A 25,907-nucleotide genomic window follows, 5' to 3' on the forward strand; every position below is an offset into this window, starting at 1 on the left:
TGGAACAATCCTTTGGGAATATCAATTGCCTTAGGATTATCAGTTTTCGATTCAATGATGCTGATAATAAACATAATGGCGAGTATAACCAGGAAGACAACACCCATTCTGTCGATAAAAGGCAGACAGGGGCATGCAAATTTCAGGATAATGGATAAAGGAATACTGATGATTGCGCCCCAGAGAGCAGCATCGGCGGTAGCACGTTTCCAGAAAAATCCCAGCAGGAAGATAGCCAACACACCCGGGGAAATGAACCCGGTAAATTCCTGAATATATTGGAATACCTGTTCAACCTTTGTAAGTACAGGGCAAACAATTACTGCAACCAGCAATGCTAAAACTGCAACTGAACGGCCGATAAATACAAGGTGTTTTTCCGACGAATCTTTCCGGATATATTGTTTATAAATATCCATGGTGAAGATGGTAGAAATACTGTTGATCATGGAACTTAAAGCTGCTACGATTGCTGCAAACAAAGCAGCTACGGCCAATCCTTTTATTCCTTTAGGAACAAAAGCCAATAAAGCAGGATAAGCACGGTCAGGTTTTACCATTTCGTGCTTAACGAGTTGGTTTACAGAATGATATTCGCTTAAGTTAACGGTTTTTTCTGGTTTAGGAGCCACATAAAGAGTCTTCTTGCCCCATTTTACAGAAGTACTCTCTTTTTGCCAAACCATGTTCTTCACAATACTGTATTCCTGGCCTTTTTTATTTAAAATGTTATGGCCATTTATTTCACTGTCAAAACAGATGTATGCAACAATACCCGGAATTACAACAATAAAAGGAACTAAAAGCTTCAGATAACCAGCAAGAATAATACCTTTTTGAGCTTCTCTAAGGTTTTTAGCAGCAAATGCCCTCTGGGTGATGTATTGGTTAAATCCCCAGTAGCTCAGGTTGGTGATCCACATACCTCCAATTAAAACGCTTAATCCCGGCAAACTCATATAATCATCAGGATTTGTTTCCTTATGTAAAATCATGTGGAAATGTTCCGGAGCTCTTTGTAAAACTTCCTGGAAACCGGTAACGACCCCATGGCCACCGGAAATGGCATTTAAACCGATATAAGTAGTAATTAAACCACCGGCAACCAAAACGGTAACCTGAATAATATCAGTCCATGCAACAGCCTGCAAACCCCCTTTGATTGAATACATACAGGAGAAAATGGCCAATCCAAGGATACCGTAAATAAGAGGAATATTAAATACGGTCTGCATGGTTAAAGCGCCCAGGTAAAGAACTGTGGTCAGGTTGACGAAAACGTAAACGGCCAACCAGAATATAGCCATGGTGGTACGCACCCTGTTGTCGTATCTTTTCTGTAAGAACTGGGGCATAGTCCAGATATTTTCTTTCAGATAAACCGGAAGTAAAAATTTGCCCACAAGAATTAAGGTAGCTGCAGCCATCCATTCATAACTGGCTACTGCAAGACCTAATTTAAAACCGGTACCCGACATACCGATAATTTGTTCGGCTGAGATATTAGAGCAAATCAAAGTAGCACCAATAACCCACCAGGGTAATGATTTGTCTGCTAAGAAATATTCCTGTGTGGTCTTAAATTCTTGTCCCTTCTTATTACGGGAAACAAACAGTCCAACAAAGAGTATCACTATTGCATAAGCAGCAAACACTAAATAATCTAAAAGTGAAAAAGCTGATGTCATAAAATGATAATTTAATTGTTTAAAGTTTGAGAGTAGCTATGTGCAAATTATATTGGATATTTATCTTTTACCTGTTTTATAGTGCAAAATAGGCAGATCCCTGAGCCTTTTTGCTGCTTCTTCCGGCTTAACCGGGTTGATGATATTGCCTCCTCCCGATTCAAATCCTGCAAGATACTTTAGTTTGTCAGGGGAACGTAAGGGTGGATAAAACTCAATGTGGAAATGAAACTTTTCATTGTCCGGGTTCCCATCGCAGGGTGCATTATGAAGCATTGTGATGTTGGGGAATGACATTTCATACAGATTATCAAACTTCACTATCACTGCTTTATGGATTTCTGCGAGCGACTTGGTCTCTTCAGGTGTGAGATCAGTTATTCTGGCTACGTGACGTTTAGGCATGATGTATGTTTCATACACATAGCGGGCAAAGAAAGGAATAAATGCAACGAAATGTTCGTTTTCATATACGATTCTTTCCTTGTTTTCCAGTTCATGCTTTACTAAATCGCAGAAAATACAGGAATTTTTTTCTTCCTTATAAAGGACAGCCGATTCCAGTTCGCGGGCAACAATTCTGGGAACGAAACCGGTTGCATAAATTTGTCCGTGAGGATGAGGATTGGATACTCCTATTGCTTTGCCTTTGTTTTCAAAGATGAGCACATTTTTGATTTCCGGATTTGCCGATAAATTGGTAAATTCTTCTTTCCATAAATCGACTACATCATACACCTCTTCCAGGTCCATTTCTGCCAGGGTGACATTGTGTTTGGGTGAAAAACAAAGTACACGGCAGGTGCCTTTTACAGGCTCAACAATTTCGAAAGGTTTATCCTGATGAACATCAGGGGCATCAAGCGAAAATGAGGCAAAATCGTTGTTGAAAGCAAATGGTTTTTTGTAATCGGGGTTCTTCAGACCAGAAGCCCTGGTTACTCCGGGACATAGATAACAGGATGGATCATATTCGGGGCTTTCTTCTCCTTCAGCTTTCACCTTGGCTCCGGACCACGGACGATCGGCTGTGGTCGCTGCCAGTACTACCCATTCCCTTAATATTGGATGCCATCTACGTTCCCAATTGTGTTCTTGTGACATATCTTTATTGAATCAACTTAAATTTTAATGATTTATTATTTGAAAATTTTATGCTAATTGTTTGAGTAAACCTGCACCATTTCCCACTTGTGGCAAATAAAAATCCGGTTTAAGTCCGGTCTTTTTCTCATATTCTCTGGCCACTGTTTGACAAAATTCATCAACTTTATCTTCTCTGACCAGACTAACCGTACATCCTCCAAATCCGGCACCGGTCATTCTTGAACCAATGACTCCTTCTACTTTACGGGATTCATCAACTAAGGTATCCAGCTCCACACCTGTAACTTCATAATCACTGCGTAATGAGTCATGCGATTCGTTCATCAGTTGGCCGAATTTGACCAGGTCACCTTTCTTTAATGCTACTACTGCATCTGTTGCCCTCTGATCTTCACTAACCACGTGAGTTGCCCTTCTTCTGACTGTTTCATCAGGAATGGCATCAGCGATGCTTAAAAATTCTTTCAGGGTCAATACACCAAGATTCCTTATGGGTTTTACCTTATTCAGGTATTCAACTGCTTTTTCGCATTCACCGCGGCGCTCGTTGTACTTGGAATCTGTAAGTTTCCTTTTTTTATTGGTATTGGTAATAACCAGACGGTAATTTTTTAAATCCAGGGGTACCAGGTCATAATCAAGCGTGTCGCAGTTCAGGTAAATGGCATGGTCTTTTTCTCCCATTCCTACAGCAAACTGATCCATAATCCCGCAGTTCATCCCTACAAATTCATTCTCTGCTTTTTGGGATAATTTGACCATTTCAATCGGTTGCAGGCCACATGCAAAAAGATGATTTATGGCAACAGAGGTAACCAATTCAATTGATGCGGAAGAGGAAAGGCCTGCTCCATTGGGAATATTGCCTGAAAATAATAGCTCCATCCCCGTAACTTTATGCCCTTTCTTTGCAAATTGATCAATCACACCTAATGGATAATTGACCCATTCATCGCCAACTTTATGATTAAGTTTTGAAATGGGTATATGGGTCGAAAAATCGAAATTGGTTGAAGCAAATTTTACGGCATCGTCCTTTGTTTTTCTGGCGATGAGATAGGTTCCGTAACTTAAGGCACAGGGGAATACATAACCACCGTTATAATCCGTGTGTTCACCAATTAAATTAACTCTGCCTGGTGAAAAAAATATAAAAGTTTCCCGGTCGGTTTTCCCATATCTTTTTTCAAATTCTTTAATTAATAGGCTTTCTATCTCTTCCATGGGGAATAATTTTAATTTAAAAAAAATAAAAATGAAGTGCTAAAAGTATTTAAAATTATGAAACTGTCAAATTATTTTTTTTTAGTTATTAGGTAAGTTATTGTTTGTTGTTTTATGTAAACTTCATTGCGCGTGAAATTTGCATTATTTTCCTGAAAACGGAAAATTCAAACCGGAAGTATTCAAAAACTGAACAAAATTATTGTTGACCTTGTTTTTCATTCGATAAAGATTTTAACTTTGTGATACAGGCCATAAAAACAAACTAATTTAATCCACTCAATATGAAAATTGACGAAATAATTGATATTACGGCTGATATAAAATGGATTGGAATTCCCGACCCGGATTTAGCCACTTTTGACATAGTGATGCAAACCCGGTATGGTACCACGTACAATTCTTATTTCATCAATGCCGAAAAGAAAACTATTATTGAGACCTCTAAGGAAAACTTTAAAGATGTTTATTTGGAAAAGGTGAAGAAGGTGGTAAATCCTTCAGAGGTGGAATATATAGTTTTGGATCATACGGAGCCCGATCATTCGGGCAACCTGAAACATTTATTACAGATTTGCCCTAATGCCACTGTCGTTGGCAGTGGTACTGCCCTGACTTATTTGCAGGACATGATAGATTTTCCGTTCAAATCCCTCAGGGTGAAAGATGGGGATAAGTTAAGCCTGGGCAATAAAACCTTGAGTTTTATCAGTGCCCCCAATTTGCATTGGGCCGACAGTATTTTTACCTATTTGGAAGAAGATCAACTGTTGTTTACCTGTGATTCATTTGGCGCACATTTTTGCCCCGACGGAATTTTTGATGATCAGGAAAGGAATTATGAAGAAGCTTATAAATTTTACTTTGATGTAATACTGAAGCCTTTTAGCAAGTTTATGCTCAAAGCCATAGAGAAAATACGTCCCTTAGCGATAAAAGCAATTTGCCCGGGGCATGGTCCTGTACTTCGCAGCAGCTGGAAACAGAAGGTTGATCTGGCAGAGAAATATGCTCAGGAATATTTAAATAATACGACGTCCGAAAAGGGTAACATTCTGGTGGCCTATATTTCGGCTTATGGATATACGAAAAATATGGCCGGTGAAGTAATAAAAGGTATACAGTCCGTTTCGTCCATACCCGTTGAAGCCGTGGATATTGAAAAACTTCCGCTTGGCGAACTGGAAGAAAAAATCGTAAAAAGCCGGGCTATTCTGGTGGGATCGCCGACCATCAACCAGAATACTTTGTTGCCTGTTTACAGGTTGTTCTCCATAATTAATCCTATTCGCGACAGGGGGAAACTGGCTGCAGCATTTGGTTCTTATGGCTGGAGCGGGGAGGCTGTTAAAATTATTGAAGATAACCTGACAAACTTAAAATTAAAAATTGCCTGTGAGGGACTTAGAGAAAAATTCTATCCTTATAAAGATAAGGCAGAAAAAAGTTTTGAATTTGGCAAACAATTTGGAACAGCTGTTCAACAACAATAATATAAAGTTTAATCAAAAAAAAAAAGCAGTCCGTAGACTGCTTTTTTTTATCGTTTCTTATCATCCGTTTTGCCGGGTTCATGTTTAACAGCAGGGCCTGCTATTGACTCGCGCATTTCGGTGTCTGCCTGGATATTTTTCATCCGGTAATAATCCATAACCCCGAGATTTCCATTGCGGAAGGCTTCTGCCATGGCTTTGGGTATTTCGGCTTCGGCTTCAATAACTTTTGCCCTTGCTTCCTGTGCTTTTGCCTTCATCTCCTGTTCGGTAGCAACGGCCATAGCCCGTCTTTCCTCAGCTTTGGCTTGGGCAATATTTTTATCGGCATTGGCCTGATCCATCTGAAGGGCAGCGCCAATATTTTTTCCTATATCAATATCGGCAATATCAATTGAAAGGATTTCAAAGGCAGTTCCAGCATCTAATCCTTTATTGAGAACCAGTTTGGAAATGGTATCCGGTTTCTCGAGCACATCTTTATGACTGTTGGCAGATCCTATAGAAGATACAATTCCTTCGCCTACCCTGGCAAGTACGGTTTCTTCACCGGCGCCTCCTACCAACTGCCTGATATTTGCCCTGACCGTTACCCTTGCCTTGGCAATCATCTGAATACCGTCTTTTGCTACTGCGGTAACGGGAGGAGTATCGATCACCTTGGGATTAACTGACATTTGCACAGCCAGGAAAACATCCCTTCCGGCCAGGTCTATGGCTGTAGCGGTTTTAAAATCAAGGTCAAGATTGGCTTTTTCGGCCGAAACCAGGGCATGAACGACTTTTTCCACATGACCTCCGGCCAGATAATGAGCTTCCAGGTCATTCCTCTGCAGGGAGATTCCTGCTTTTTTGCCTTCAATCAGGCTGTTGACAATAATTGAGGGCGGAACCTTTCTCCAGCGCATGAATACCAATTGGAGCAAGGGTACTCTTACCCCCGAAAGCAAAGACTGAAACCATAAACCTATTGGAACAAAATATAAAAGTATCCAAAGGGCAATGATGACTGCAATAACTATTACCAGATATAATCCCATTCCTGTCATTATGATTTGTTTTTAGGTTTGACAATAATTTGTGAACCGGTAATTTTGACTACTATAACTTCTGTATTTTCATCAATAAAACCGGCAATGGATTTGCCTTCTGCATCAATATCTTTAATCTGAACCCTTCCAATTGGAGCAAGACGGGTAAGGGCATAACCTTTGTCTCCGGGTTTAATTTCATTTTTTTCGATGGTGTTTACTTTCCCGTCAATTTCGGTATGGAGCATAAGTTTTTTCCAGGTACTTGATCTGAGGGCAAAGTAAAGGATGATCAATGTAAGGATTAAACTTCCTGCCAGGACATAAGTTCCGGTTACCGGGCCATGCAACTGATAAGTCATAAAAATACCCCCGATAATCAGTAAAACTCCTCCTATGCCTGCGACATTAATGCCCGGAATGATGAAAAATTCAACCAGCAGAAGAAAAATTCCCAGAATAATCAGTAAAACAATAGAAATAACAGACATTCACAAATTCCTTATTCAATGGACACGATTAATCCACTGTTTATTAATTCATTTTTAATGGGGCGGAGCAATTCAAGGCTTCCTTTTTTTACATCACACCTGCCTGTGAAATGCACCAGGTAGGCACATTGTTCAGCCTGAAAAAGATTATGATTGCATACTCTGACCAAAGTATGTATAACATACTCAAAGGTGTGAATATCATCATTATGCAAGACAAGGGATTTTAAATCCCTAGGTTCCGGAACAATCTCATCTTCAAAAAATTTTTTTTCTTGGATGTTGTCTTTATTTTTCATGGTTGAATGAAAATTTGAATCAATCAAAATTAATTAATTTTTAATATCAAATATAAAACGAATAATAATTAATTTTATTAATTTTAATAATGATCTTTTTAATGATAAATATCAATTTTAGAATGATATAGATGCTATTTTTCAAGAGTCTGTGCTTTTTTTAGGGGGATTTTTTCACCATTAAAAAAGGCCACTATATAGGCATCCTTATAATGGTAGTTACGGATTTTTACAACTGCTGCCTGAGCTTCATCAAGAGTTTTAAATTTGCCCGCATAGTATTTGATCATTTTGCCTGTCTGGGTACTTACCGTTTCGCCTGAAATGGGAATCAATCCGTTAAAATAGTTATTCTCCACTTCTTTGCTGAAAACGGCCAGTTGAATTTTATAAACTACCCGGTTTTCGGGCAGTGGTTCATCAATGGGGTAGGGATGGGCCTCAGAATAAGGCGAAGCATATAAAATGGTAAAGGGTTCGAAGTCATAATCATTCTTTACTTTTTCGGGCTTTTGATAAGCCGGGAAATTGGACTCATCATTTTCTTTTGCTGAGTTTTTTTCAATGACTTCCTGCTGATCCGACTGGTAATTGGGATTTTTTTCTGCCTGATCCCCGTTTTCTTCTTTAGGATTCGAATCGGTCAGCGAATCTTCCTGGTTTTTTATTTGTTCCATGGTTCTGGCCTGGACATATTTTTTATCCGCTTCTTTCTGGTATGAAGCAGCTTTGCTTTGTAACTGGGTAATCTCTTTTTTTATTTTCAAACGTTCTGCTTCATTGTTGATCCCATTTAGCTGGTCGCGTTTGTCATCGCAAAGGCGCTGCAGGGAATCTGCCCTGATTTGCTGGTGGAGGGCTGTTTTAATTAGCAGATTATATGCTGATTCATCAAATTGGGTGGGAACGTTAATTTTCGGTTTATTCTTTTCTTTGTCTGAAGCAGGTTCTGAATTTTTTGTAGCCACATTGATTTCGAAATTTGCGAGGTTTCTAATTTCAACCGGATTTGAAATCTTCGAAACCGACAAACCTTCATCCGGCTTTATTGAGAAAACTTTTAGTTCCGGATTGTTATTGATAACCCGGTTTGTCGTGAAAAAAGCAGCATGTTTACTTTCAACAGGGATGTAAAGGAAATCATCATAAGGCGAATTAACGGGGAAGCCCATGTTTATGGGTTTCGTCCAGGTATTTGTCTCGCGATTAAATACACTTTTAAAGATGTCCAGCCCTCCCATGCTGTTGTGCCCGGATGAACAGAAATATAAAGTGGAATTGGCTTCGTCAAAATAGGGATAGTCTTCGTCCCATTCCGTGTTGATGGTATTTCCTATATTTTCGGGCTCGCCCCAGGAAAGCTCCCCTTTCTTTTTTACCCTAAAAATATCCCTGTGAAAATTTTTCTCCTTTGATAAGGCTGAGAAATAAAGATAGTCTCCTGTTTTTATCTGGTTGGGGTAAAATATAACAGAAGCGGCATCTGGATGAGTCCTCCACTTTTCGGGCAGATTATTGCTGCTGATAATCCTGCCATGGAGGGAGTACAGGTTATATTGTTTTGAGAAATCAGAGGAATCGGAAATGATGCATGAGTATGCGTGCAGAGAGACAAACTTTTGCATGAGCTGCTGTCCGTTTTCGGCAGTTTCAATTGCATGTAAGGTCAGATGTCTGTCATTTTCTCCTTTTACTCCGGATTCCAGGTACTTCCTGTAGGCATCTTCAGCTAAAGCAAACTGATACGTAAGCTGATATGCCTGTCCAAGATAAAAGAAGACATTTCTTGGGGTTTCCCTGGAGGAGGCAAACCTCAGGTAATTAATTGCCTGTTCAAGGTCGCGATGCAAATAAAACAGGCAGATTCCGGAATAGTAGTTATACATGGGATCTTTAGGGAAGCGTTGTAATAATTTGAGGTAACCTGAAAGGGCAGCATTGTACTGTTTCTCCTGAAAATAAGTAAAGGAACGTTGCTGTAATTCCATTTTCTGTTGAGGAAATGCAGGTATTGTGCATGAAATGAGCAGAATAAATAACAAATACTTTCTTATTTTGCAAAAATTCATTGTTTTTTCAATCAATTGATGTTTCAACTGGCAATGTTAAATAATAAATATTATTTGGTAAATAAATTCCTGAGAGTTTGTTGAAAAAAGATATAAACTAAACCTTAAATTTAAATTCAAACTTTGTACATTTACAAACATAATTAAAAATATTCCTGCTATGAACAGCTTAAAAGAAGGAGATGTAGCCCCTGCTATTGAAACCATCGATCAGGATGGAAATCCATTTTCTCTTGGCAGTTTGAAAGGAAAGAAAGTTGTTTTATATTTTTATCCCAAGGATGATACTCCGGGATGTACTGCTGAGGCCTGCAATTTACGCGACAATTACTCATTGTTGAAAGCAAAGGGATTTGAGATAGTAGGTATTAGTGCTGATAGCCAGCAATCACATCAAAAATTTTCCGGGAAATATACATTGCCTTTTACCCTGATACCCGATGTGGATAAGAAAATCATTAAGGCTTATGGCGTCTGGGGTGAACAAAAGATGTACGGAAAAGTGTATGAAGGAATTTTACGGACTACCTTTATTATTTCGGAAGAAGGGAAAATCGAAAAAATTTTCACTAAAGTTGAGACCGGTAATCATACTTCTCAAATATTGAATGAATTGAGTAAATAATCATAGTTTTATGGAAAAAGAAAACATCAAGGATTCCAAAGAAAAGGAAGTAAAAGAGAAAAAGGAAACTGCTGTTGCTGTGAATAAGGAGAAGATCAAGGCCCTTCAGTTAGCGATTGATAAGATAGATAAGGATTATGGGAAAGGGGCTATCATGCGTTTGGGTGATAATGCAGTGGTAGATGTCCCTGTTATTCCTTCAGGTTCTATCGCTTTGGATATGGCCTTGGGTATTGGAGGATATCCCAGGGGGCGTGTCATAGAAATATATGGCCCTGAATCTTCAGGAAAAACCACCCTGGCCATTCATGCTATTGCTGAAGCGCAGAAAGCAGGAGGAATTGCAGCAATAATTGATGCTGAACATGCTTTTGACCGTTTTTATGCTGAAAAGCTAGGTGTGGACGTGGAGAATCTTTTTATCTCCCAGCCGGATAATGGAGAACAAGCATTAGAAATAACAGACAGTCTGATTCGTTCGGGTGCTATTGATATTATTGTAATTGACTCTGTGGCAGCCCTTACTCCTAAAGCAGAAATTGAAGGAGAAATGGGAGATTCGAAGCTTGGACTTCAGGCCAGACTTATGTCCCAGGCATTACGTAAATTAACAGCCAATATCAATAAAACCAATACCTGTTGCGTTTTTATCAATCAGCTTCGTGAAAAGATTGGGGTGATGTTTGGCAACCCGGAAACAACCACGGGTGGAAATGCCCTTAAGTTTTATGCATCTATCCGTTTGGATATTCGTAGGGTTACTCAGCTCAAGGAAGGTGATGATGCTACCGGAAACCGCGTCAGGGTGAAGGTTGTGAAAAATAAACTTGCGCCTCCTTTTAGAAAAGCAGAGTTCGATCTGATGTTCGGAGAAGGAATATCCAAATCTGGCGAAATTGTTGACCTGGGCGTTGATTATGGTATTATCAAAAAGAGCGGCTCCTGGTTTAGTTATGAGGAGACCAAACTTGGGCAGGGACGCGAAGGGGTTAAACAATTGGTTAAGGATAATCCCGAATTAGCCGATGAACTTGAAAAGAAGATTAAAGAGGCCATGTTGACTAAACCTAAAATATAGTGTTGAATGATGAAAAAATTTGTTTATGCAGGTGTTTTTTTGTTTTTCTTTTCAGCCTGTACCTTTAATAAAAAAGAAGAACCTCCTACTTCACTTACTAAAGAAGAGATAGCTGGGGGAAAATTGACTCCGGAAATTCTTTGGAAATTTGGCAGAGTAGGAGACTCTCAGTTGTCTCCAGACGGAAAAACAGTTGTATATACGGTTACGCGTTATAATGTTAAAACAAATAAAAGTAATTGTGATATTTTCTCGGTTTCTACCGGGGATAAAACAGTTACACAACTTACAGATTTTGAGGGGAATGAATATAATCCCCGTTGGTATCCGGATGGAAGCAGAATAGGCTTTTTACGCGATAAAAACGGTTCTACAGAAATATGGGAAATGAAACCCGATGGTTCAAAGAAAACACGGGTAACCCGAGTTGATGGCGGGATAAATGGTTTTGAATATTCTCCACAAGGCGATCACCTCTATTTTCTGAAAAATGTAAAACTGGATACTACTGCCAATGAGAAATATCCAGACCTGCCATTGGCCAATGTGAGGATAATCAATGATATGATGTATCGTCACTGGAATTCATGGTCGGACTATACATACAGCCATATTTTTGTTGCTGATTATAAAAAAGGGAAAATAGGTGAACCCAAGGATATTATGAAAGACGAGCATTGGGATTCTCCTCTTGCACCTTATTTTGATAATTCTGAAATAAACTGGAGCCCGGATGGCAAATTTATTGCTTATACATGCAAGAAACTCAGGGGCAGAGCTTATGCCCTTAGCACCAATTCGGACATCTACCTTTATAATATTGAAACCGGGAAAGTTCAGAACCTGACAGAAGGTATGAACGGTTATGACCGTTATCCGGTTTTTTCGCCTGACAGCAAGTACATTGCCTGGCAAAGCATGAAAACTCCGGGATATGAGTCGGACAAGCAGCGTCTTTTTATTTGCAACCTGGCAACCGGCGAAAAGACCGACCTGACTGCAAATTTTGATAATAATGCAGCAAATTTCTGCTGGACAAAGGATGGCAGTAAAATCTATTTCATTAGCGGAATAAATGCAACATTTCAGGTTTTTTGTGCAGATGTTGCCAAGAAAGAAATAAAGCAGGTTACTACCGGGGTTCATGATTACACCTCATTGCATCTTTCGGGTAATACGTTGGTTGGAGAGCGTATGTCCATGTCCATGGCTACGGAAATCTTTAAAATCAATCCTGCAAACGGGAATGAAACGCAGTTGACTTTTACCAATAAAAATATTTATGACAATATTAAAATGGGCAAGGTTGAAGGGCGTTGGATTACCACTACCGACCACAAGAAGATGCTGGTGTGGATCATTTATCCTCCGAAATTTGATCCTCATAAGAAATATCCGGCCATTTTATATTGCGAAGGCGGGCCACAGGATCCTGTAAGCCAGTTCTTTTCATACAGGTGGAATTTCCAGATTATGGCAGCCAACGATTATATTGTAATTGCACCTAACCGCCGCGGACTTCCGACCTTTGGCCAGGCATGGAATGATGAAATTACCGGTGATTATGGCGGACAAAACATGAAGGATTATTTAAGTTCTGTGGATGCCATGAAGAAAGAACCTTTTGTTGATGGCGATCATATTGGCGCTGTGGGAGCAAGTTATGGCGCTTATTCGGTATACTGGCTGGCAGGTCATCACCAAAAGAGGTTTAAGGCTTTTATTGCCCATTGCGGAATATTTAATCTGGAAAGTCAATATGCTGAAACCGAAGAACTGTGGTTCCCGAATCATGACTTGGGCGGGCCCTATTGGAAAAGTCCCAAACCTAAAAGTTATGAATTTTCACCCCATAAGTTTGTTCAGAACTGGGATACTCCAATAATGATTATTACGGGTGGCAACGATTTCAGAATTCCTTATACCGAAAATTTACAGGCTTTCGATGCTGCACAGCTTAGAGGAATTCCCAGTAAATTGCTTTTCTTCCCTGATGAATCACATTGGGTGATGAAGCCTCAAAATAGTATTCTTTGGCAAAGGGAATTTTTCGGCTGGTTGGACAAATGGCTGAAAAAGAAATAAGATAAACAATACACAAAAAAAAGCAGTAATTCAGGTTACTGCTTTTTTTGTTATTAGGCTAAAGTCATAACAAACTTTTAATTCGATTGATTTTTTCCTGTAGGGGCATATCTCCTTCAAGCCAGTGAATTTCAATACCATTTCTTTCCATTCTCCTGAACCAGGTCATTTGCCGCTTGGCGAATTGATGAATGGCCGTATTGAGTTTGACAAACATCTCGTCGTAACTGATTTTTCCGATGATGAACAAGGTCAGGTATTTGTATTCGAGGCCATAAAAAATTAACTGTTCCGGATTTAGACCTTTAGCTAACAATTTTTTAACTTCTTCAATCATGCCCAGGTCAATTCTTTGCTGCAACCTGAGGGTAATTCTTTCCCTTTCTACCTGCCGGTCATATTTTACTCCTATAAAAAGGCTGTTTATCTTTGGATAGTGGAATTCGATTTCAGGATGATCCTTATAATATACTTCAATTTCAATTGCACGAATGGCGTGTTTTGTAGTCGTAATATCGCTGGTTGCATGAAGTAGTTTGTAGGTTTTCAGTTTTTCGATAAGTTGGCCCAGTGTCAGTTTTTCAAGTTCTGTCCTGAGCGGTTCATTAACCGGAACCTGGATAAGCTTATAGCCTTTTACGGCAGCTTCGATATACAAGCCGGTGCCTCCGCATAAAACTGGAACTTTATTCCTGTTTTTTATGTCTTCATAAGCATTCAGGAAATCTTTCTGATATTCGTAAACATTGTATTTATAACCGGCTTCTTTTATATCTATGATGTGATAAGGGATTGTGTTGCCATTCACCAGATAGTCTTCATAATCCTTGCCGGTTCCCAGGTTCATTCCTTTGTATACCTGCCTGGAATCGGCACTGATAATTTCTCCATTGATCTGATAAGCCAGATTTGCGGCCAGTGTGGTTTTACCACTGGCTGTAGGCCCTAATATGGTGATCAAATCATAATTCATCCTAATGGAATAAAATATTATGATTCAAAACTACAGAATAATTTTGATAAACTAAGAAACAATCTACCCTTCACAAGTAAAACTTGAAACAGAGGAATTGAAGAATTCAGTAAAAAAAGATGGGATTTTTATACAAGTTGTGTTTCATTTACGCGGGTATTGGTATTTTTTACCCGGTAATTTGGATTTGGAGAATTGGTGAAAAGGGTAGGAGGGTCAACTTCGAAAAGAGTGGGGTAATCTTCATCAAATTTCTTAAGTATAGCCGAAATAATGGCTTCGCGCATAAACTTACTCCGGTTGGATACCTTATATTTCTTGCAAAAACATTCAATAGCACTCATCTCTTTGTCATTGAATGAAATATATCGTTTGTTTGTCCTTTTTAAATCCGGTTTGACCTGATTCTTTTTCTTCTTAACTACTACAACCTTTTCAACTTTTTCCATATCAATCACTAGATTTAAACCCTGTATGAATTCTGCAGAAAGTACTATTATTTTTCAACTTTAAAAATAATTATTAATTGGAAAATGTTTGATATGAATGAGCAATAATTGTTAACAAGAAAAGTAGGAAAGAATAGTAGTCTAACTAATTATAAATCAAATTAATAACACAACTATCGCCCGAATTGTTAACAATAATTTATGAGGGATGAAGCGGGAATGACCTGAAAAAGAGTAATAAATCTCCTTGTTTCCATATAATTCGATTTATTTTAATTGGTTGGAAAAGTATTGCCTTTCGGTTTCCAGGTTTAAACAGGGGTATTGGTTTTTTAGTCTGTCAATTTTTTGAATATTGTTTGCGAGGAACTTTTGATGGGCTTTTGACGCCGGATCAAATGGCCTGTGATGGGCAGCTTTCAGGATAGAATCAATCTCTTCCATAATTTTCAGGGTTTCTTCACCCATATAATTGCGGGTAAAAGATTCCCATATATAGTGAATGGCAGTATGGTTGGGATGTATCATATCTTCTTCGTAAAAACGGTAGTCGCGTAAGTCGTCCATCATAATTTCATAAGCAGGGAAATAACAAACATCCGGAAAAATTTTTTTGAGCTCATGAGCAGCCACCAACAGTGTTGCCTTACTCAGCATATTGGCTTCAGCCCCGTCTTTGAAATGGCGAATAGGGCTGACTGTAAAAACAATATGCAGATGATTGTTGAAATTTGTCAAATGGGTAATCAGGGATTTCCAGTTGTTTACTATTTCGTTAAGGCTGAGAAGATAACGCTTGAATTTGCTTTGCGGTAATTTATGACAATTGGAAACAATTTGTCCTGAAGCAAGATATTCGAAAACCCAGGCAGTTCCAAAAGTAACGAACAGAAAATCCGCCTCTTTTAAAAACTGTCCGGATGCTTTAATTCTTTGGTTTATTTGGTTTAGGCAAACTTCCTGGTTTGAATCCGAAAACTGGCTGTGATGGTTAAAGCTATTCCATTGCTCATTGTAGAAAAAGAGGTCATTGCTATCAAAAACAGGCTGATTGATCAGTATTTCAAGATTATTCTTTATGGACATAGGATTATAACACACACCAAAAGGATTAACATCAGCCGTGAATTTATAATTCACCATCAGATCGCCAATATGTTCTATAAAACAGGATCCTATCCATAAACTTGATGTTTTATAGTTTATTTGGGTATCTACCTTTCTGAGGTCAAAAGTTGTCCTGAATTTATCTTGCATTTATTGCCAATGATTTGATCGATCCAATTTACAATAAAATTGAATACTTCAGCATTATTATTTTCATTGTGCAGTTCGTGATACATTCCTGTCCAACCCTTAAAAGTTGTATTGGAACTGGTGTTATTGGCAAATTGGCGACTGGCATTATAGGAAGTAATCCTGTCGCTGGTACCATGCATAAGAAGGAGGGGGATGCTTACTTTATGTTTATTGCTCAGGATTAACCGGGAAGCTACCTGGATTTCAAAGTATAAACGGGCAGTAATTAAATCGTGCACCAAAGGGTCATCCTTATATTTTTTCACTACTTCAGGATTGTGAGAGATATCAGTAGCCTTGAGCCTGGTTTTAGCCAAAAATGAAGGATATATCCGTATGATATTTTTAACCAGTAATGTTTGCCATTCGGGTGGTTGTTGAAAAAGCCTGAGCAAAGGAGATGTTGAAATGATGCCTGCGATGTGTGGATGATGAGTAATCACATAATTGAGTGCCAGGTTTCCGCCAAGACTATGTCCATAAAGAATTTTTGGGCTGTCGGGAAAAAGAAGTTGCGACTTTTTTAAGAGCAGGTCTATATCTTTCATCAGATGTTGATAAGATGGAGTATATCCCCTTTTGCCTTCTGATCGTCCATGTCCCCTCAGATCGAAAGCTAAAACAGCACAATTTTGATTTTGAAACCATTCCGACCATTGGCTATATCTGCCACTATGTTCTCCCAGACCGTGTATAAGATTGATAACAACTTTAGGTTTTTCTTTTGTTTGCCAACTTTGTGCAAATAATTTTGTATTGTCGAAAGCACGCCATGTATATTCCTGATGGAGCATAAAAAATTAAATGTATTTGATAATTCTTAGAAAATAATTGATTAACGTTTAATTAACATTTATGAACGGATACGTTTTTAAAAGTAATTTGGTTTATATAAATATAAAAAAAAACCTAAGAAAAGCATAAAATGCAATTCTTAGGTTTCCTAAAAGGTCAGTACTTATAGTTTTTTAACGAAGGAAAGTATTCCTACTGCCGCACCGGGTCTGCCTTCCTGGAAAGATATAAAAACATGATATATTCCAGTTTTATTGCAAGTAAAATCAAAACCGTGGTAATCTTTATGTGTCGCAAGATTGAATGAGCTCCCAATTAACCTGTTGGTATCAAACAATTGAATAATAGCCTTTCCAGCCGAACCGGAAGAGTTGCAGACAGAGAAACGGTAAACAGTACTTTTGCTCAAAACCATTGAAAACTTAGCTACAGGAGGATTCTCACCGGAATGGGCAGACCCCAGGGTGACCTGAAAATCTTTCAGATAGGTGGCATCATCCCCAGCATTAGCCGCACATTGTCCAACAAGGTTTTCTAATGATTGAGCTTTAATGTTTATTGCAGACAATATGAATGCAAAAACGAATAAAGTGAATATTTTGTGCTTCATAAGATTTATTATGATCTGATTAACTTATTGCGAATTTTTTCGGTTTGCTGGATAATATTTTTCAACTGTTCTTTTGTGACATGAACCTTGCTGGTCTCACTCTGAACAATGGTCAGCCTTCCATTTTTCTCAACAGATTTAGGTTCTCCAACTTCAATGGTGATCTTAAGAGGATCAAATGTTTTTTTGATTTCTGTCAGATCATTAACCAGACTTTTTATTTCATTATCCTTTTGAAAATTCTTCAAAACAAGCAACAACTGATTTAAAATATTTTTTTGTTCCCCAATATTTTCGGTCAGATCTGATGAAGGATGATCTTTGGCTACCTGGGTGGCAAAATATAAACCTTCCACCCAAACCCCGGCAACAATTGCTGCACTGATATCACTGCGGTTATTTTTCCTCAGGTAATTGTCCATTTCATTGAAACTGTGTACCGAAACAAACATAAGAGAATCCAGGTTTGTACTGTTGGTGGCCAATCTTTTTAAGGTAGAGAAATCAAAAAATTGACCTACATTGATCCCATCAGCTAATTTCTTTATTGCACTTATGTATTCAAGTACTGAAGAAGTCTTGTTGTACATGTTCAGGTAACCCAGATCAGCACCAAATACGCCAAGGTTATAAGCTTTTTTAAAGCTTGTGTTGTAATCGTCAACATTAGCTGTTGATGCGATATACTTTTTTGAGAACGGCACTCCCAAACTTTTGATCAGGGCTGCCATTTCCACAGGCGAAGATATGTTCTGAACAATATCTCCCATTGCCTCTTTTGAAATTTCCAACTCCCCACTATTTTTCACCGAGTCCGGTACAGCCATCTGTGACGATGAACTGTTTTTCGATTTACACGAACTGAAGAGAATCATAATGACCAGGAGCAAATAAGATAGCTTTTTAATCATAACCATGTCAATTTATTCACATTCATTACAAATTTAGAAATAATATTCATTTTACCTTTAGAATTTATACTTTATTAGTGTTTTTTAATAATTTGAATTTATTTATAATTAAGAATTTATACTTTTCTGGCTTTTAGATTTGGATTTACTTTTGAAAGGATAAGAAAAATTCAGAATTTTTTTAAAGTTTTCAAAATATAAAGTGATATAAAAAAGCAAAGTAAATATCCATATTATAGTCATATTAAACGAATAGGTGTCAAAAAAGTGGCCTAAAAAATGCTTCCTGGGTGCATAAAAATGAGCCCTGATATCGAGTAAACCGCATACGGAAGGATCTTCATAAACAGGGTCTACCTGTTGAACCAGTTGATGGTTATATTCAATAATTTTGTTTTTCTCATATACCTTCCTCACTGCATCCGAAACGCTTTCATTCTGGTAATCATTTTTCATTTGCTTGTAAACTTCAGGTTTAGTTTGCATCAGATAATTGATCATATTGTTTTTCTCAGAATTGGCTTTTTGAAATTCTTTTGAATAGAAACTGGCAAGATTATCCAGGTAAACCTTAACGGACTGTGCAATTTGCGTGTTAAATGACTGTGGATTCAGCTTTTCCGGATCAGGAGCCGGCACCGGCACCATTTTTTTCTGATTGGCAATTTCATTTTTCAGCAATAGCAGAGCATTGGCACTCTTATTGATTTTGTTTGAAGATTGAAGTTCTGAACTTACCTGGTCAAAACGTTTGCTGAGTTCAGGGACATAATGGACCTGCTTGAAATCGGCAGCACTTTCAAGTTTTTCAACATCGTAAAAGGTCTTTTCAAACTCATTGTCCTTATATTGGTGTACCATTAATGCTTCGTACGACCATTTGGTAACCATAAGGTCGGCAATAACCGGAACTTTACCCACACTGCTTATGTTTCGGTTGAGTTTGTCGAAGCTGAACATGGCTCCGCTTAGCATCATCATGGGAATCATCAGAAGGGGTATCAGGATATAAATGGTGACTGCACTGTTGAACGAGGCCGAAACATTTAATCCCAGCATATTGGCAAAAGCTGCCGTCGAAAAGAGTGCAAACCAATAGGCAAAAGTCATTCCTTTTATTCCCAGAATAGTATTGGCTATCAATACGAACGTTATACACTGTATTGCAGAGATGACAAAGAGGATCAAAATTTTAGCGGCCAGGTAAGCCGACCGGCTGAGGTTCAGGAACTCTTCCCTTTTTAATATCTTTCTATCCCTGAATATTTCTTCCGCACTGATGGTCAGTCCCAGGAATAAGGCAACAATCAGCGCCATGAAAATATAAATAGGTATATTCTCGTTTTCACGGAAGATATACACATTGGATGTAGGATCGGCAATATACCTGATCACATAAGCCAGGATCAATCCAAGTATAGGTGCCTCAAGCAAATTCAGTGCGATATATTGTTTATTGCTGATTTTGGAAAGGAAGTCACGAATACTGTATATTTTGAACTGCCTGAACCAGTTGGGAATATTCAGCGTCTTGGGAGGTGCCTCCTTTACCTGTTCGACTTTTTCGGATTTCAGGTTATTCCGGTAATATTCTTCCCACTTCTGGGGGCTAACTTTTCGTTGGTTGGTGTAACGGCCAAATTCATCGACCACCTTGGCTTCAATGATGTTGAAAATTAGCTCCGGATTGACATTGCCGCAGGTAGGACATTCACCTACTTCACTGTTTATCTGGGCGTCAATTTTCTTAAAGTACATCACTGCCTCCACAGGATTACCGTAATAAATCATGTATCCACCTGTATCCAGGATTATGATCCGGTCGAACATTTTGTATATCTCGCTGGAAGGTTGATGGATGACTACAAAAATAAGTTTGCCTTTTAAAGCAAGTTCCCGGAGAAGGTCCATCACATTTTCCGAATCGCGGGAAGAAAGGCCTGAGGTAGGTTCATCAACAAAAAGGATGGAAGGTTCGCGGATCAACTCCAGGGCAATATTCAACCGCTTGCGCTGGCCACCGCTGATTGTTTTGTTCAGGGCTGATCCTACTTTCAGGTTGGCATAATCAAGCAAGCCCAGACTGGCCAGGGTTTTATTGACCAGCCCTTCAATTTCCCCTTCGGATTTGTCCCTGAAGCATAGTTTAGCGTTGTAATACAGGTTTTCAAAGACAGTAAGCTCTTCTATCAGTAAATCATCCTGGGGGATGAGCCCGATAACTCCGTCAAGTTGTTCTTTTTGAGTAGCCAGGTTGATCCCGTTGATCAGCACTTCACCTTTTGAAGGGGGTTCATTACCTGCCAAAACATTAAGCAGGGTGGTTTTGCCGGCACCGCTTGCACCCATAATACCGATCAGTCTTCCTTGCTTTTCGGAGAAGCTAACGTCTCTGATGCCTAAATTCCCATTGGGAAAGGCATAATCAATGTGGTTGACTTCGAACGAAACATGGGCAGATGTGGTATCAGCAAGGAAATGGGCTACAACATCGCTGTAATAAACAGGTTTGCCTTTTGGCAATTTGATGGCACTGCCGCTGGCAAATAAATTGATGCTGCGTTGAGCCAGTCCTAAACCGTTGAGGAATAAGTCCTCGTTACCGGTATATTTTAAAAAATAAAGTTCAACACTGGGAACCCTAAGGATGCATATACTGCCATCAAGTTTCTCTGTCTGCAAATGCTTGGTGGGTAAATACGACTCATCCTTGTCGTTGATGACCAGGATGTTGTTGCTGTCAAATTCAACGGGTTCATCCTTGATAACAAAATTCTCAATATTATTGAATTCTTCCTTTGAAACATTAAAAACTTCAGCCACTGTATGGATGATAGCCATCCGCTGGTCTGAAAATTTCCTGTCGGCATTGACCAGTTCAAACAAACGGGCCAGGACTACAACTTTTTGTTCCTGGTTTAGGGTTTTGTTTATTTTTTTACAAAGCCCCAGAATCTTAACGGAATCTTTGACCGAAGTAAGTTTTACTTTAGCGGCAGAAACGTTTTCGGCTGAAGTTTTATTTGATCCGGCAAATTTATCGAATAAGGCAATATATTCCTTAACTGCCTCAACATCAAGCTGTCTGTCCAGAAAGGAAATCACAAATTCTCTTTCATGCGACTCCACCCCCTCATCTTGTTTGGCGATGATAGCAAAAAGCTGCATTAAAGCCTTTAGTATCTCTTCACTCATTGTTCAGTTTGTGTTACAAATTTGTAAATATATTGCCAAAATGAAGAAATAACGATTATTCGGAGTATTCGATTTGTTCGAATGGGACATCGACAATATCAGCATATTCTTCACCGGCTTCCTTCATATCTTCATCATCATCCGGATAATGCCATTTTACCAGCACTTCATTCCCGTTTTGTTTCATGACTTCAAGTTTCATTAAAACATCGAGAAGTAGCTTTGATGAAGCGGTATTGAAATATTCAAGTTTGAAATTGAATGTGGTTACAGGATTCGGATGTTTGGTATATTCATCCAGCCAGTTAAGGATAGGGTCGTAAAATAGAGTAACATCTTCCGGCAGCGAACGGCCGGAAATTTCAAAAATATCATTGCCTGCATCCAAAACTACATTTGGAGTATCTTCAGTACCAGCAATTTTTATGATATCCATAGCTCGTTAATTTATAAGTTTCTTGAAATGGTTGAAGTTAACAAAAAGAAGGATGTTTCATCATTAATTGGTAAAAAATGATATTGGAGATTTTTACCCGTTTTTCTTTTGATATCAATGAAACCTAAACCCGCTCCCTGTTTATCAGAAAGGTGTCCTTCTTTAATCTGTTTCTTGTATAATTCTGTAAGTTCTTCTTTATCAAGGCTGTTGATATGCTCCAGCATATTTTTCAAATCATTGATTTTAGAATTTTCCACAGCATTTCCTGTAGTTACATTGTATTCATCCTCCCCTTTGCTGACTAAGAAAATGCCTCTGCCTGCATAAATAAAATTTCCAGAGGAAAAATCTTCAGCATGTTTGCTGATATTTTGCAAACATTCGACCATAACGTGGAAAACCTTTTTTTGTACGGTACCCGATTCTGCATCTTTGGCCATATTCGATTCAGTCAATGAAGTGAAGGCTTTGGTTATCTGGTGTGTGATTTCACCTTCATACACTAAAGATATTTCGTGTGCTTTCATGGATTTGTAAAAATCATATACAAATTCCAAAAATCCTTTTACATCATCTTTATTACTGTCCATAAGTTAAAATGATTTAAAAAATATTGTTTAAAATTCAATTCCGATTAGTAATACATCATCAATTTGTTTGGTTTTCCCCTGCCATTCATCAAAATCCCTGGCAAATAAATTATTATATTCATCCATGGAGTAAGAATTATGGGTTAAAATATTTTCCCTGACCCTTTGGGGGGAATATTTCTTCAGTTTAGGGCCACCCAACTGATCGGTCAGTCCATCCGAGAAAAAGAAGATTTTATCACCAGGCATCAGTTTTATCAGGTGATCGGTAAAATCAGCTTCAGGTTTCCCGGAATTGGGAATACCCCCTATAGCTTTCCGGTCACCTTTATATTCAGTCAGCTCATTATTGCGGACATGATAGAGAGGACGGTGTGCCCCGGCAAAATGCATTTCCTGTTTGGCCAGATTTATTTTACATAAGGCAAGGTCCATTCCGTCGCGGGCATCAGCGTTTAACCTGTCCTGTTTAAGGGTGGTTCTGACCCCTTTGTGCAACATGTCGCATACTTCGGACGCTGTCAGGTCCCTGGGATGGTCAACTATATTGTTCAGTATGAAATAACCCACAAAAGAAAGCAATGCCCCGGGTACACCATGGCCGGTGCAATCCACCACGGCCAGGTAAAGGTCATTATCCTTGGCAAAAAACCAGGGAAAATCTCCGCTTACAACATCCCTGGGTTTATAATACATGAATGATTTGGGAAGATATTTTTGAATCAGACGGGTATCAGGCAAAATGGATGATTGAATATGTTGTGCATAGTTGATGCTGTCTTCTATTTTCCGGTTTTTACCCTGTATTTCCTGTTCAATTCGTTTTGTTTCGGTAATGTCGTGGCCAATAAAAAGGATGGTTTCCAATTCACTTTCATTAAACTCGGGGATGGCATCAATACTTAGAAAACGGTTCATGCTTTTCTCCCCGGCTTTTAGGGAAATGGTGAGCTGGGTATTTGTTTTCTTGGGTAAGTTTTTAATTTTATTGGTCGTTTCTTCGAAATATTCTGAGAAAACAGCAGGTATGGATTTGTCTTTAATTGTCCTGCCAGCTAAATCTGCAGGCCTTAATCCTATATAATCCTCTACTACCGGGTTTGAATAATAGAAAATGCCTGAAGTATTCAGTCTTATGATCATGTCTAGCGAATTTTCAGAGAGCGACTGCATTTTGGTGCGCATGCGCTCTTCCTTTTCCGCTCTTTTGCGCTCGGTGATATCCCGTGAGTTCAGAATGATGCCATGTATGGCGTTGCCATTCAATAAATTACGGCCCGTACATTCAAGGAAGATTTTATCCCCATTGCTTTTTAAAAAGGAATATTGAAGGGTTTGGGTTTCCTGAGGTTTTTCCAGCAGAGTATGAAGCATAGCCTTCAGATCCGATTCTCCTTTGCTGGTCAGTCTTTCCAGATTTTTACCCTGCATCATTTCTTCGGAACTAAAACCCAGAATTTTCTTAACCGAAGGGCTTATAAAAGTCATTTTTAGTTCTTTATCATAAATGGAAATGATCTCGGAAGCATTTTCCAGCAAGGAATGAAGCCTTTTCTGGGCATTTTCAACTTCAAGCACCTGAGACTCCAGTTTTTTATTTGAGAATTCCAGCTCTTCCTGGGTTGCCCTCATTTCTTCTGCACTCTGACGAAGTTCTTCTTCATTTTCCTGAAGTTCTTCGGTCATTTGCTGAGATTCCTGTAGTAATTTTTCTGTCCGCTGGTTAACCTGAAGGTTAAAAATTGTACGGGCAATAATTTCGCCCAGTTCTTTCAGGAAAATTCTGGTTACCTTGTTTATTTCAGGTTCCAGTGAAGCGAACTCCAGGACGCCCTGTAGTTTCTCGTCGCTGATCAGGGGAATGATCAGCAAACTTTGAGGCTTTTGATCACCTAAAATACCGGAGGTAATGGAAACATAATCATCCGGTATTTCAGTGCGGTAGATGCTATCCATTTCGTAGCCGCATTCACCTACAAGGCCCTGGCCGATCTTAAATTCCTGTTGAACGTATTTGCGCCGGTTGTATGCATAAGTGGCTATATTGGTAAGCGTTTTATGGTCTTCATCATATATATACATGGCACCCTGTGTTACTTTGATGTATCTGATGAGGTTTACAATAACATCATAAGCCAAATCCTCAAGGCGGCTATGCATTCTAAGAATGTTTGCAATAATTTCTTTTCCTTCAGCAATCCATTTCTGTTCTTTTTCCTTTTGGGAGTTGGCTAAAAGATTATCGCGCATGGCTACGAATGATTGACTGAGCAAATCGTTCTGCCCGTCCTGAATTTCTATGCCATAATTTCCTTTTCCGATTTGTTGGGCAATCCAGGCATTTTTTTCTCTCTCCTGGGCAATTTGTTTGATGTTTTTTTCAAATTTCAGTTGAACAAATTGAATTTTTTGAGTGAAGATATAAGTAACAATTCCGGCCAGTACAGGAATGAAATCAATGATGAATAAGGCAGGTATTGAATGATGCATGTGGAGAATTCCACGGAAAGTGCAACTGAAATGATTGATTCCCATTTCAGTGATCCAGGCGATAATCGGGAAAATAAGGCTCAATACTATTACAGAAATAGTAATGTTATTTCCTGCGATATTCTGCAACTTTTTAAGGTATCTGGACATAGACTCTTTACTTTTACTTATTTATATTTTAATTTTTCAGTGCATAACCAATTTTTTCTCCAAGTTGGGAAAAAACATTTTCCATTTGCTTGTCAAAGGGCTTGAAAGAAGCCAATTCCATAACGCCTATAGTTTCCTTTTCAAGGATAATGGGTACAATCAATAAATTTTTTGGTGTACCTTTCCCCAAGCCTGACAAAATGGTCATATAACCTTGAGGAACATCATTAATATTCAGCAACTTCTTATTTTTAGCTGCCTGGCCTGTCAATGTTTCCCCTAATTTAAAAGCTTTGGGTTTTTCTTCCGAAAAATATGCATATTCAGCGATAGGACTAAACAGGTTGGTCTGTTTTTCAAAGTCGTAGAAAACTCCCTGAACAATGTTGAATTCCTTAGCAATATTAATTAAAATTTTTTCAGCATATTGCTCCTGCGTTAAATTTTCTTTGGAAGGCAGGATGTGTTTTGAGATTTCCTGAATATCCACAGTTTCTTTTGTAACATTCCGAACCTCATTATTTTGTTCGCCCTCAGTTTTTTTTGCAAGTTGAGATTGTAGATCACTGATCCTGGAAGCTAATCCCTTAATATTTTTTTTATTCTTGCTTTCTGAAAGTAAATAAAGGACAAACATTAAAATTCCAAGAAATGAAACTGTAACCAGATATAAGTATGATTGGGTTTTAGCAGGATTAGCACCTGTATTCAGCCATGCATTGTGGTTGCTTGAAAAAAGCAGGAAAATAAAGCATAAAAAAAGAAACAAAATTAAATAACTGATTCTTCTGATTTTTCCTAGGTTGTTCATTGTAA

Annotated in this window: 22 protein-coding genes; 4 read left to right on the plus strand and 18 right to left on the minus strand. The window is 38.6% G+C overall.

Annotation, left to right across the window (positions count from 1 at the left end; all coding sequences use genetic code 11):
• From Q8907_00445 to Q8907_00455, 3 genes are all read right to left on the minus strand, one after another.
• On the minus strand, positions 1-1,688 hold a 1,688-nt coding region (locus Q8907_00445), incomplete at its 3' end, for a sodium/solute symporter (protein ID MDP4272731.1).
• Between the two features lie 60 nt (positions 1,689-1,748).
• Positions 1,749-2,792 (minus strand): galactose-1-phosphate uridylyltransferase, encoded by a 1,044-nt coding sequence (gene galT, locus Q8907_00450; GenBank protein ID MDP4272732.1) that lies wholly within the window; start codon positions 2,790-2,792, stop codon positions 1,749-1,751.
• 48 nt (positions 2,793-2,840) lie between these two features.
• Complete coding sequence (locus Q8907_00455) at positions 2,841-4,010, minus strand: galactokinase (protein ID MDP4272733.1); 1,170 nt, start codon at positions 4,008-4,010, stop codon at positions 2,841-2,843.
• A gap of 293 nt (positions 4,011-4,303) precedes the next feature.
• Here Q8907_00455 and Q8907_00460 point away from each other — a divergent pair, with 293 nt between their 5' ends.
• Positions 4,304-5,512, plus strand: coding sequence for an FprA family A-type flavoprotein (locus Q8907_00460; protein ID MDP4272734.1), 1,209 nt, complete (start codon positions 4,304-4,306; stop codon positions 5,510-5,512).
• 47 nt (positions 5,513-5,559) lie between these two features.
• Here the strand turns inward: Q8907_00460 and floA are convergent, their stop codons facing one another.
• From floA to Q8907_00480, 4 genes are all read right to left on the minus strand, one after another.
• Positions 5,560-6,561, minus strand: a complete 1,002-nt coding sequence (gene floA, locus Q8907_00465) for a flotillin-like protein FloA (GenBank protein MDP4272735.1) — start codon at positions 6,559-6,561, stop codon at positions 5,560-5,562.
• Entirely contained in the window at positions 6,561-7,034 is a 474-nt protein-coding gene (locus Q8907_00470) for an NfeD family protein (GenBank protein ID MDP4272736.1), read from the minus strand. The genes floA and Q8907_00470 overlap by 1 nt, the downstream gene beginning before the upstream one ends.
• An 11-nt stretch (positions 7,035-7,045) precedes the next feature.
• Entirely contained in the window at positions 7,046-7,333 is a 288-nt protein-coding gene (locus Q8907_00475) for an ATP-dependent Clp protease adaptor ClpS (protein MDP4272737.1), read from the minus strand.
• Between the two features lie 134 nt (positions 7,334-7,467).
• Positions 7,468-9,321: a hypothetical protein gene (locus Q8907_00480; GenBank protein MDP4272738.1), complete on the minus strand. Its 1,854-nt coding sequence runs from the start codon at positions 9,319-9,321 to the stop codon at positions 7,468-7,470.
• Between the two features lie 241 nt (positions 9,322-9,562).
• Between Q8907_00480 and bcp the strand changes: the two genes are divergently transcribed.
• The 3 genes from bcp to Q8907_00495 are packed head-to-tail and all read left to right on the plus strand — an operon-like array spanning position 9,563 to position 13,190.
• Positions 9,563-10,027, plus strand: coding sequence for a thioredoxin-dependent thiol peroxidase (bcp, locus tag Q8907_00485; GenBank protein MDP4272739.1), 465 nt, complete (start codon positions 9,563-9,565; stop codon positions 10,025-10,027).
• 10 nt (positions 10,028-10,037) lie between these two features.
• Positions 10,038-11,105: a recombinase RecA gene (gene recA, locus Q8907_00490; GenBank protein ID MDP4272740.1), complete on the plus strand. Its 1,068-nt coding sequence runs from the start codon at positions 10,038-10,040 to the stop codon at positions 11,103-11,105.
• 6 nt (positions 11,106-11,111) lie between these two features.
• Complete coding sequence (locus Q8907_00495; protein MDP4272741.1) at positions 11,112-13,190, plus strand: S9 family peptidase; 2,079 nt, start codon at positions 11,112-11,114, stop codon at positions 13,188-13,190.
• Positions 13,191-13,254: 64 nt separating this feature from the next.
• On the opposite strand, the gene miaA is transcribed toward Q8907_00495, so the two are convergent.
• From miaA to Q8907_00550, 11 genes are all read right to left on the minus strand, one after another.
• A complete protein-coding gene (gene miaA, locus Q8907_00500) occupies positions 13,255-14,163 on the minus strand; it encodes a tRNA (adenosine(37)-N6)-dimethylallyltransferase MiaA (GenBank protein ID MDP4272742.1) in 909 nt (302 codons plus the stop codon).
• A 128-nt stretch (positions 14,164-14,291) separates the two neighbouring features.
• A complete protein-coding gene (locus Q8907_00505; GenBank protein ID MDP4272743.1) occupies positions 14,292-14,612 on the minus strand; it encodes a hypothetical protein in 321 nt (106 codons plus the stop codon).
• Between the two features lie 267 nt (positions 14,613-14,879).
• Positions 14,880-15,869 carry a GSCFA domain-containing protein gene (locus Q8907_00510; protein MDP4272744.1) on the minus strand — a complete coding sequence of 330 codons (990 nt, stop codon included), beginning with the start codon at positions 15,867-15,869 and terminating at the stop codon, positions 14,880-14,882.
• Positions 15,827-16,705, minus strand: coding sequence for a lysophospholipase (locus Q8907_00515; GenBank protein ID MDP4272745.1), 879 nt, complete (start codon positions 16,703-16,705; stop codon positions 15,827-15,829). The genes Q8907_00510 and Q8907_00515 overlap by 43 nt, the downstream gene beginning before the upstream one ends.
• A 164-nt stretch (positions 16,706-16,869) precedes the next feature.
• Positions 16,870-17,316 carry a hypothetical protein gene (locus tag Q8907_00520; GenBank protein ID MDP4272746.1) on the minus strand — a complete coding sequence of 149 codons (447 nt, stop codon included), beginning with the start codon at positions 17,314-17,316 and terminating at the stop codon, positions 16,870-16,872.
• An 8-nt stretch (positions 17,317-17,324) separates the two neighbouring features.
• A complete protein-coding gene (locus tag Q8907_00525) occupies positions 17,325-18,227 on the minus strand; it encodes a hypothetical protein (protein MDP4272747.1) in 903 nt (300 codons plus the stop codon).
• A gap of 108 nt (positions 18,228-18,335) precedes the next feature.
• Complete coding sequence (locus Q8907_00530; protein ID MDP4272748.1) at positions 18,336-21,422, minus strand: ATP-binding cassette domain-containing protein; 3,087 nt, start codon at positions 21,420-21,422, stop codon at positions 18,336-18,338.
• Between the two features lie 55 nt (positions 21,423-21,477).
• The gene (locus tag Q8907_00535) at positions 21,478-21,858 is read right to left on the minus strand and encodes a DUF1987 domain-containing protein (GenBank protein MDP4272749.1); all 381 of its coding nucleotides are present in this window, start codon (positions 21,856-21,858) and stop codon (positions 21,478-21,480) included.
• 11 nt (positions 21,859-21,869) lie between these two features.
• Positions 21,870-22,451 carry a SiaB family protein kinase gene (locus tag Q8907_00540; GenBank protein ID MDP4272750.1) on the minus strand — a complete coding sequence of 194 codons (582 nt, stop codon included), beginning with the start codon at positions 22,449-22,451 and terminating at the stop codon, positions 21,870-21,872.
• Between the two features lie 27 nt (positions 22,452-22,478).
• A complete protein-coding gene (locus Q8907_00545; GenBank protein MDP4272751.1) occupies positions 22,479-25,091 on the minus strand; it encodes a PAS domain S-box protein in 2,613 nt (870 codons plus the stop codon).
• Between the two features lie 28 nt (positions 25,092-25,119).
• Positions 25,120-25,902, minus strand: coding sequence for a GAF domain-containing protein (locus Q8907_00550; GenBank protein ID MDP4272752.1), 783 nt, complete (start codon positions 25,900-25,902; stop codon positions 25,120-25,122).
• Positions 25,903-25,907: the final 5 nt, after the last annotated feature.

This window comes from Bacteroidota bacterium (genome assembly GCA_030706565.1).
GTDB lineage: Bacteria > Bacteroidota > Bacteroidia > Bacteroidales > JAUZOH01 > JAUZOH01.